Source organism: Sulfurospirillum cavolei, from assembly GCF_001548055.1.
GTDB lineage: Bacteria > Campylobacterota > Campylobacteria > Campylobacterales > Sulfurospirillaceae > Sulfurospirillum.
This window is the reverse complement of sequence record NZ_AP014724.1, coordinates 1,238,601-1,248,007: the sequence shown is the minus strand read 5'-3', so window position 1 is coordinate 1,248,007 and position 9,407 is coordinate 1,238,601. Positions and strand designations below refer to the sequence as shown.

The 9,407-nt window shown below is 45.4% G+C and carries 10 protein-coding genes; 6 read left to right on the top strand and 4 right to left on the bottom strand.

From position 1 onward, the window contains the following. Positions 1–46: 46 nt before the first annotated feature. The 3 genes from UCH003_RS06275 to UCH003_RS06265 are packed head-to-tail and all read right to left on the bottom strand — an operon-like array spanning position 47 to position 3,108. A complete protein-coding gene (locus tag UCH003_RS06275; RefSeq protein ID WP_060825847.1) occupies positions 47–1,177 on the bottom strand; it encodes a cytochrome b/b6 domain-containing protein in 1,131 nt (376 codons plus the stop codon). Positions 1,178–1,232: 55 nt separating this feature from the next. Then, the gene (locus UCH003_RS06270; RefSeq protein ID WP_039674822.1) at positions 1,233–1,607 is read right to left on the bottom strand and encodes a c-type cytochrome; all 375 of its coding nucleotides are present in this window, start codon (positions 1,605–1,607) and stop codon (positions 1,233–1,235) included. A gap of 31 nt (positions 1,608–1,638) precedes the next feature. Continuing rightward, complete coding sequence (locus tag UCH003_RS06265) at positions 1,639–3,108, bottom strand: NAD(P)/FAD-dependent oxidoreductase (RefSeq protein WP_060825846.1); 1,470 nt, start codon at positions 3,106–3,108, stop codon at positions 1,639–1,641. A 265-nt stretch (positions 3,109–3,373) separates the two neighbouring features. On the opposite strand from UCH003_RS06265, the gene UCH003_RS13585 reads away from it, so the two are divergent. The 6 genes from UCH003_RS13585 to UCH003_RS06240 all read left to right on the top strand — a co-directional run bounded on the left by UCH003_RS13585 (position 3,374) and on the right by UCH003_RS06240 (position 8,109). After that, on the top strand, positions 3,374–3,538 hold the full coding sequence (locus UCH003_RS13585; RefSeq protein WP_231964823.1) for a hypothetical protein: 165 nt from the start codon (positions 3,374–3,376) through the stop codon (positions 3,536–3,538). A 10-nt stretch (positions 3,539–3,548) separates the two neighbouring features. Further along, entirely contained in the window at positions 3,549–4,451 is a 903-nt protein-coding gene (locus UCH003_RS06260) for a phosphatase (RefSeq protein ID WP_060825845.1), read from the top strand. 284 nt (positions 4,452–4,735) lie between these two features. Continuing rightward, a complete protein-coding gene (locus UCH003_RS06255; protein WP_060825844.1) occupies positions 4,736–6,427 on the top strand; it encodes an acetolactate synthase large subunit in 1,692 nt (563 codons plus the stop codon). 13 nt (positions 6,428–6,440) lie between these two features. Continuing rightward, positions 6,441–6,902 (top strand): acetolactate synthase small subunit, encoded by a 462-nt coding sequence (gene ilvN / locus UCH003_RS06250; RefSeq protein ID WP_173636971.1) that lies wholly within the window; start codon positions 6,441–6,443, stop codon positions 6,900–6,902. Beyond that, a complete protein-coding gene (gene lpxD, locus UCH003_RS06245) occupies positions 6,902–7,858 on the top strand; it encodes a UDP-3-O-(3-hydroxymyristoyl)glucosamine N-acyltransferase (RefSeq protein WP_060825843.1) in 957 nt (318 codons plus the stop codon). The genes ilvN and lpxD overlap by 1 nt, the downstream gene beginning before the upstream one ends. A 2-nt stretch (positions 7,859–7,860) precedes the next feature. Next, the gene (locus UCH003_RS06240) at positions 7,861–8,109 is read left to right on the top strand and encodes a hypothetical protein (RefSeq protein WP_041961761.1); all 249 of its coding nucleotides are present in this window, start codon (positions 7,861–7,863) and stop codon (positions 8,107–8,109) included. 50 nt (positions 8,110–8,159) lie between these two features. On the opposite strand, the gene UCH003_RS06235 is transcribed toward UCH003_RS06240, so the two are convergent. Continuing rightward, on the bottom strand, positions 8,160–9,356 hold the full coding sequence (locus UCH003_RS06235; RefSeq protein WP_060825842.1) for an NAD(P)-dependent oxidoreductase: 1,197 nt from the start codon (positions 9,354–9,356) through the stop codon (positions 8,160–8,162). Between the last annotated feature and the right edge of the window lie 51 nt (positions 9,357–9,407).

Below are 9,407 nucleotides of genomic sequence, written 5' to 3'. Positions count from 1 at the left end.
AACCAAAATAGGGTTTCAAAAAAATTGCGACGTTACGAAACGGTCGCTATTGGGGAATATGAATACGCGTATTGTCCAAAATACCGAACTCAAATCCTTCGTGACAGGCGAAGCAGTTGGAAGCCTCTTTGATCGAAGGACGTTTGTACACGCTACGATCGATGTCCTCATGTGCCGCGCGCCAGTAGGGAACTTTACTCATCGAGATCGGATGCATCGTCCCCAAAGAGTCCAGCGTTTTAAACGCCAACTTGCGCGAGGAGGTTTCGGCACTACGGTTTGCAAGATACGCACGAATGCTCTCTTGCTCGCTTTGGGTAATATTGCGATCGCTAATCGCTTCGCCGAAATGGTTCGATAAGCCGTCCATTAAAAGCGTCCACGAAGCACTCGGAAACATAAAAGGAGGGTAGGGTTTGTGGCATTTTCCGCACTTTTGCGCATAAGCCTCGTTTTCGGCGGCATAGTCGATTTTCGCAAAACGTTCATGCGTCAAATAACTCTTTTCGTCGTAAACGATCGTATAAAGCATACCGATTGAGATCGCAATCACGCTGTACGCAAACAGATGGTGCCAAATCGAAACGACGGTATCTTCGCCATCGGCCCTTTTATAGCCCGTTACCATTGCAAAGAGCATATGCGTTTTATGGTAAAACTGCTCCACGAGGACGCCTGAAATATGAATGAACGCCCATGCAACGAGAATATACGCTCCGTATTTATGCACGTAAAACAAAAATGTCGATGCCTTAAAAAAATCGTTGTTTAAAAAGCAAAACGGACCGCTCGCTTCTTGTGTTCCTTGAAGTAAAAGCCCGCTTAGAACGATTTCCAAACCGAAACACAACACGATAATCGTAAACCAGCTGGAAGCGGCATTATGACCGGCGTGAATCTTGCGCCACCGATTTTGCACCTTTTCGACAAAATAGTATCGCAGTTCCGCAAAAGAGAGTTTAAACGTTTTGAACGTCGCATAATTTGGACCGACGATGCCCCAAACGAGCCGATAAATCAAAACAATCCCGAAAATCCAACCGAAGGCTAAATGCCATTTAAAAAGCGAGTGAAAAAAAGCCGTGATAAAAGAGGTAATAAAGGAGAGTGCGATCATCCAATGAATAATGCGCGTACACAAAGGCCATACGAAAACTTCATTTTGTCGCTTGTTCATTCTTCGCTTTCAGGTACTTCTCGGCTAACATGTCGCCGAGAAGTATCGTTGATCATTACTTGCTGATATTAAACGTGTTGAAAATATAACTTGCCATCACTTTAATATCGTAATCATAACCTTTTTCGGCTAATTTTTTCATATTATGTTCCATTACTTCGTGCTCACTTGCCGTAGATTGGCCTAAACCGCCGTTTTTGATGTCAAAAAGTGACATCTCAAGCTCTTGGATACTTTGTTTATTAATCGCAGGAGCTTTTTTCTCGGGATTGCCTTCGCCCTTATTGCCGTGGCAATGCAAACACGTCTCTTTATACACTTCCGCCGCAGAATACTTATACTTTGCCGCATCCGATTTAGGTTTATCCCCGCAACCGCTTAATAAGGCCAAACTTGCTACCGTCATACATAGTAAAGTCAATTGTTTCATCTGTTATTCCTTTTTCTATTCGTTCGTTATTTTAAGCTCTACCGGATAGCATGCCGTAAATCGTCATCGGTTTAAGGGCATACACTTTCAACAACCACCAAATCCATCGCTCTTGCGTCGGATCGAGAGGGAAAGAAGGCGTAGGTTTTGCCGTCCAGTTAAATTCGGCAAGCATAACCGTACCGAGGCTCGTAATCAACGGACATACGGTATAACCGTCGTATGCAGCCGGCAATTTCTCTTTTTTCTCCATAACGGCAATCAAGTTGTCGACTAAAACGGCATACTCTTTACGGGCACTTCCGCCGGTTTTACCCATCGGAAGAGCGGCAACGTCGCCGATAGCAAAAACATTTTTATACGTAACATGTTGTAAGGTTTCTTTCACGACGGGAACCCAACCTTTGGAAGAGCCGATCGGAGATTTACCGACAAGATCGGGTGCTTTTTGAGGCGGCGTAATATGGATAAAGTCGTATTTTTTTTCGATATTTTTAGACATCGGGATCATTGTATACTCTTTTAAATCCTCGTCGTATTCGCCTTTTTCCAACCATTTATTCTCAAACGTCGCTACCTTTTTCTCGGTATCGATGGCGACAAGATTGGTTTTAAATTCCCATTTAAAGCCGCGTTTTTTAAATTGTTCAAAAATAGCGTCGTTGTATTCGGGCACGCCGAACATCTTATCGCCGCTCGGACAAAACGTAAGTTCAACTTTATCGCGTACGCCGGCTTTGGTTAAAAGATCATGGATAATATACATAATCTTTTTAGGAGCACCGCCGCACTTAATCGCCGTAGCCGGATCGGTAAAAATGGCTTGTAGCTTTTCGCTTCCCGTGTGTGCTTTGGCTTTGGCGATCAATTCTTGAATACCTTTATACGTATCAACCGCACCGTCGGCAAAATAGATAGAATAGACGCCGTTTTTGCCCACTTTTTTGCGAACGATTTCATTGTCGCCCGAAGACATGATTTCGCCCTCTAAGCCTTTAATCGAAGCAAAATCGAGCACCAAACCCGTTGCTACGACCAAATAGTCGTACGCAACTTCCATGCCGCTTTGCGTTTTGACTTTGTTATTTGCCGGATCGAAAGAGACGACCATCTCTTTGATCCATTTTGTGCCTTTGGGAATAAAATTGGCGGTATCATACGTAATATCGCTTTTTTGCCATACGCCGGCTGCTACCAATGTTTGCCCCGGTTGATACGAAACCGAATGCGGATTAGGCTCGATAATCGTAATGTCGGGATTGGACAGTTTATTCGTCAATTTTGCCGCCGTAGCAACACCGGCAAGACCGCCTCCGACGATCACGATTTTTCCCTTTGCATCGGAAGAAGCAAACGCTTCGGTTGTCGTTGTCGTACCTGCTAAAACGCCTGCGGCAATAGGAGACGCAGCCAATAGCTTCATAGCGTCACGACGGGAAAGGACACCTTCGTGTTTTTCAATCTCACCTAGAATCTCTTCGATGATTTTGTCAGACTTCATAATTTAACCATCCTTTTTGTTGTATGTCTCCCCATTCTACTGCCAACAATATAAAGTTTTCCTTGGCTAGTAATATTATAGTTGATTATTTTAGTTATTTATAATCTTCTAAGATTGTAGCGATAATGTAACGTTATTCTAAATCTTCTATTAAGTCTTTTTTGCTTACAATCTGTAAAAATTTTAGCTCCCGTAGTGAGGCATCGTGAAAAAAGAGTTCTTCATTTTTGTCGTGATATTTTTCGTCTTATCCTTAGGCATGCATATGAATCAGTGGGTTTCACATCCTTTAGAGCATTTTTCTCGTCTGATGGCGCACGATATGCCCTACCATCCACTGTTCTATACCCTTATTGCATATGTATTGATCGGCGTGCTTCGTCTTGCTCTTGCCCTTGTAATGAAACTCTTCGGTTTTCAAAAACGTTAGCTCTTGCCGTATGATTGCATGTGATTTAGGCTCTAACACGCTTCGTATCGCACGTTTTGATTGTCAAACACGTCAAAGAACGGCATGTTTTGAACGCATCGTGCGTACGGCAAAAGACTTACATGTCAACCGTGCGATTGCCCCAGAGTCGCAAGAACGCCTTTTTACGGCACTGCATGAAGCTTCGTTACATTTTGACTTCCGCAACGAACCTTGCTTTGCGGTCACGACGCAAGCGATGCGCATGGCATCCAATGCGCGAGAAATTCTTAGTCGTATCGAAACAACGTTTGGGATTTGCTTTGAAATTATTTCAGGCGAAAAAGAGGCGGCATTGACCTCTTTAGCAGTTGAACACGCCTTAAAACGAGAAGGATTCGACGCGTCTTGTTATGTTTTATTTGATCTAGGCGGCGGATCGACGGAAATTACTTTTTGTAACACGACGAGCAAAGAAAGCCGAAGCTTTCCGTTCGGTATCGTCACAACCACCGAACGCTACGCCCCAATCGACGCATCACACATTGATCGCATCGTATCGGTCATCGAACCTTTTGTCTTGCAACATCAACCCGTCGTATCGCACTATCGTCAATTGATCGCGACCGCCGGAACGCCGACGACCGTTGCCGCTTTTAAACAAAGCATGGATTATGCCCATTACGATGCAAACGCGATTAACGGAACTTCTTTACATGTCAACGATTTTGAAGAAGCTTTCGTACGTTTAAGCCGTATGCCTATCGAAGAAGCAACACGCTTTACGGGAACCAATCGCCGCGACTCCATGATCGCCGGAATTTTACTCGTTAAAACCATTATGCAAAAACTGGGATTTGAAACCTGCATCGTTATCGACGATAGCCTTCGAGAAGGCGTGGCTATAGCAAATTGTAACACCTCTTCCTTTTAGCGATTCAAAGTACCGAAAATAGCCTCTTTTAATCTTTATTTGCTATAATAACCCACTTTTTTTACCGAGCTTTAACACCCGATAAAATAGCGGTATTCGAGCTTTACGTGAAGATGTAACACTAGCGGTATGCGGAAAATTTGACTTCGCAAGAGTCAACCTTTGACGCTCCGTACAACCTCGGCGTTGAGGCTTTTGCCCCGACATGTACAAAAAGAGTTTGCTTCCTAAAAAGCAAACTTTAGCGCGAAGTCGCAACCAAAAAAAAGATGAAAGGAGAGGTCATGGAGTTAAGCGGTTCCCAGATGGTTATAGAAGCACTACGGAAGGAGAACGTCAGCGTCGTCTTTGGCTATCCCGGCGGTGCGATTATGAATGTTTACGATGAAGTCTATAAACAAAACCATTTTAAACATATTTTAACGAGACACGAACAAGCGGCGATTCATGCCGCAGACGGTTATGCGAGGGCAACGGGCGAGGTCGGTGTTGCGTTTGTGACCAGCGGACCTGGATTTACCAACGCGGTGACGGGGCTTGCAACGGCCTATATGGACTCGATTCCTCTGGTCGTCATTAGCGGACAGGTTCCTATTAGTATGATCGGTACGGACGCGTTTCAAGAAATCGATGCGGTCGGTATCAGCCGTCCGTGCGTCAAACACAACTATTTGGTCAAAGACGCCAAAGATTTGTCGCGTATTTTAAAAGAGGCGTTTTATATCGCACGAAGCGGCAGACCCGGTCCCGTACATGTCGATATTCCCAAAGACGTAACCGCACAGATGGCACATTTTAGCTACCCGAGCGAAATTAAAATGCAAACGTACAAACCGACGTACAAAGGCAACCCTCGTCAAATCAAAAAGGCGATCGAAGCGATTGCGGCGGCGAAGCGCCCCGTTTTATACATCGGCGGCGGTGCGATTAATTCCAACGCGGCAAATGAAGTTCGCGAATTTGCTCGTATTTGCGGTATTCCCGCCGTCGAAACATTGATGGCACGCGGCGTAATGGGCGATGAAAATCCTTTATTGCTCGGCATGCTGGGTATGCACGGTTGCTATTGCGCCAATATGGCGATGAGCGAAGCCGATTTGATGATCGCTTTTGGTCCTCGTTTTGACGATAGGGTTACGGGAAAACTCAGCGAATTTGCCAAACATGCCAAAATCATTCACGTCGATATCGACCCAAGCAGCATCGGGAAAATCGTTCCAATCGATTATCCGATCGTCGGAGACCTTAAAAACGTCGTCGAAGCGATGATCCCGCTGGCAAAAGAGCAAATACAAGCCGATAAATACAAACCGTGGCGTGAACTGCTAAAACGCTACAACGAAATTCATCCGCTCAGGTACGAAGACAGCAACGACGTCATCAAACCGCAATGGGCGATTGAACGCGTAGGAGAACTTCTCGGCGATAAAGCCGTCATCTGTACCGACGTCGGTCAACACCAAATGTGGGCGGCGCAATTTTACCCGTTTAGCTATCCAAGACAATGGCTCAGCAGCGGCGGTTTAGGAACGATGGGGTACGGTTTGCCCGCGGCGATGGGTGCTAAGGTTGCATTACCGAACAAAACGGTCATCAACTTCACGGGAGACGGCTCGATTTTGATGAATATTCAAGAGCTTATGACCGCAGTCGAAAATAAAATTGCCGTTATCAACATTATTTTGAACAATCAATTTTTAGGAATGGTTCGACAATGGCAAACTTTTTTCTACAACAAACGTTACTCTTCAACCGATCTTTCGGTACAACCCGATTTCGTCAAGTTGGTTGAAAGCTTCGGCGGACGCGGATTTAGAGTCAAAACCAAAGCAGAATTCGATCAAGCTTTAAACGATGCAATGCAAAGCGGTTGCGTTTGTATGATCGACGTTCAAGTCGATCGCTTTGAAAACGTTTTACCGATGGTTCCGGCAGGCGGAACGCTTTACAATATGATGTTAGAGTATAAGGAGTAAGCCTATGGATGCGATTAGAAGAGTATTATCGGTTATCGTCCTCAACGAAGACGGCGTACTATCTCGTATTTCAGGCTTATTTGCCGGTCGCGGATACAATATCGACTCTTTAACGGTAGCCCCCATTCCGAAAACGAATTTGTCGCGCTTGACAATTGTTACCTCAGGCAGTACCGCTGTTTTGGAACAAATCGTCAAACAACTTCATAAATTGATACCGACCTATAAAGTCATCGAATCGGGCGAGTTTGTCGAAAAAGAGCTTGCATTAGTCAAAATTCCTCTGAGTGAAGATTTCAACGGTCTGGATGCCATGCTCAAAGCCTATAACGGCACGATCGCCAGTAGCAGCGAAGAGTCGATCGTCTTAATGGTTGCGGACGATTACAATCGAATCGACAGTTTTTTAAAAGCCGTTAAAAAATACAATCCGACCGATATCGTTCGCAGCGGTTCGGTAGCGATGGATCTGTAATGAAAATTAGCCTCCTTGCACAAGCGTTAGGATTAGACTACGCCGGCAGAGATTTTGATGTTGCCTCTTTTACAACGCTCAAGGAGGCAACGCCTTCGCATATTGCTTTTTTTAAAGACGCCAAGCTACTCGACGACTTAAAAAACACCCAAGCAGGCGTTGTCATCCTTCCCAAGGCCTATTTAGAAGCCTTACCTTCAAACGTAGAAGCTCTCGTGAGCGACGATCCTTATTTGAGCATGGCATACGCCAGCCGCTACTTCGCGAAAAAAGTTTTTGAGACTACTTCCGTTGCTCCGCGTATCGATCCTACGGCATCGATCGAGCAAAACGTCGTCGTCGGTAGCGGAAGCGTCATCGAAGCTGGCGCGCGTATTATGCCAAACGTAACGATCGGAGCGAACGTCACCGTCGGTCAAAACGTCGTCATATACCCTAACGTCGTCGTTTACGACGATTGTGTAATTAAAGCAGGATCCATCCTTCAAGCCGGCGTCGTCGTCGGGAGCGACGGCTTCGGTTACGCGCATACGAAAACCGGCGAACACATCAAGATTTACCATAACGGTAACTTGATTATCGAAGAAAACGTCGAAATAGGTGCTAATTCCACGATCGATCGTGCGGTTTTCGGCTCTACGGTTATTAAAAAAGGGACAAAAATCGATAACCTTGTGCACATCGGACACAATTGCGAAATCGGTCAATTTTGCATCATCGTCGCGCAAACCGGCTTGGCGGGATCGACGAAGTTGGGACGAAACGTCGTCATGGGCGGACAAAGCGCAACCGCAGGTCATTTGGAAATCGGCGATTTCGCGACCGTTGCGGCACGAGGCGGAGTGAGTAAATCCATCGAAGGCGGCAAAGTCTACGGCGGATTCCCGCTAATGCTTCAAAGCGATTGGCTTAAAAAACAGGCCAAAATCGCTCAATTTTTTAAAAGGAATTCATAATTATGGGTGGAAAAAATACAATATTAACCAAATTTCCGTTAGCAGGTACTAAAAACGGCGTCATCTCCGTTTCGCATTTGGAAGAGCCTTACGGCAACGGATCGTTTCCGGTCGTGAGTATCGGCATTTCATTAAAGAAAAATACCGAAGATCCGGATTGGAAAGCGCACATTCCTTATGAAAATCTCGATGAACTGATCAATGCGCTCAAAGACGCCAAAGCGCGTTTCGAAGCGCAACCGCGTTCGTAAAAATCACTCACGCTATACCGTGTAGACGGTATAGCTTTTTTTATTTGCGACTACAGCGTCGCCACATACTCCTCAATCGCTACGGCAACACGTTTTGAAAACGCTACCGCTTCGACGACCGTTCGCGCACCCGTTACCACGTCTCCGGAAGCAAAAACGCCTTGCATCGTCGTTCGACCGCTTTCATCAGTAATCACGAGACCTTTTCCGTCCACTTCGATCTGTTTTGCCGTTTGTACGATATTGTCTTTAGGATTTTGACTAATGGCGATCAAAACCGAATCCGCTTCTAAGATTCCGGCTTCAACACTTTCGTTTGTACCTTGATAGATCACGCCTTGTTCGTTGATTTCAACGGGTTGTTTGTACAGCTCAAATTTAACGCCGTCGATTTTGGCACATTCAACTTCATGGTTGGACGCGGGAATATCTTCCATCCCTTTACGGTACATAATAATCACGTCACGCGCGCCGTGTCGCACCGCCGTTCTTGCCACGTCCATTGCTACGTTTCCAGCACCCAAAACAACGACCTTATGACCGAGACGGTACACGGAAGGATTTTTGAGATAATCGATCGCAAAATGAACATGGCCCAAACTCTCACCTTTAATCCCCAATTTTTTCGGAGACCAAACACCCGTACCGATAAAGACCGCTTTAAAATCGTCGCGAAACAAGTCGGCGATCGTGATGTTCTTACCGACCGTAATATTAGGACGTATCGTCACGTCCAATTGACGCAATTTGTTTTCAATCGTATCGAGGATCTCTTTATTCAGACGAAAATCGGGAATACCGTAGCGAAGAACACCGCCGATTTTATCGTGAGCGTCGTACATCGTGATCTCATAGCCTTTCATACCCAGAAGTATCGCCAACGCGATTCCCGCAGGTCCGCTTCCGATAATAGCGACTTTCGTGCCGTTTTTAAGAGGTTTTTCAAATTGAAGGTCGTTCATATACAGATCGGAAATGTAATTTTCGATACTGCCTACGCTTACCGCCGTACCTTTTTTATTCAAGATACAATGCCCTTCGCAATGCTTTTCATGCGGACAGACCATTGAACAGATGACAGAGAGCGGATTGTTTTCAAACAACATTTTTCCCGCTTCTTTAATCTCTCCCGCCAAGAACAGACGAATCATCTCCGGAATCGGCGTTCCCACGGGACAGCCCGTACGACAAGAGGGTTTTTTGCATCCTAAACAGGTTTTAGCGAGCGTAATGACGTACTTATTCATCGTATTCCTTTGCTACATGTCAAAATCGTGTCGGGATTGTATCAAAAATTT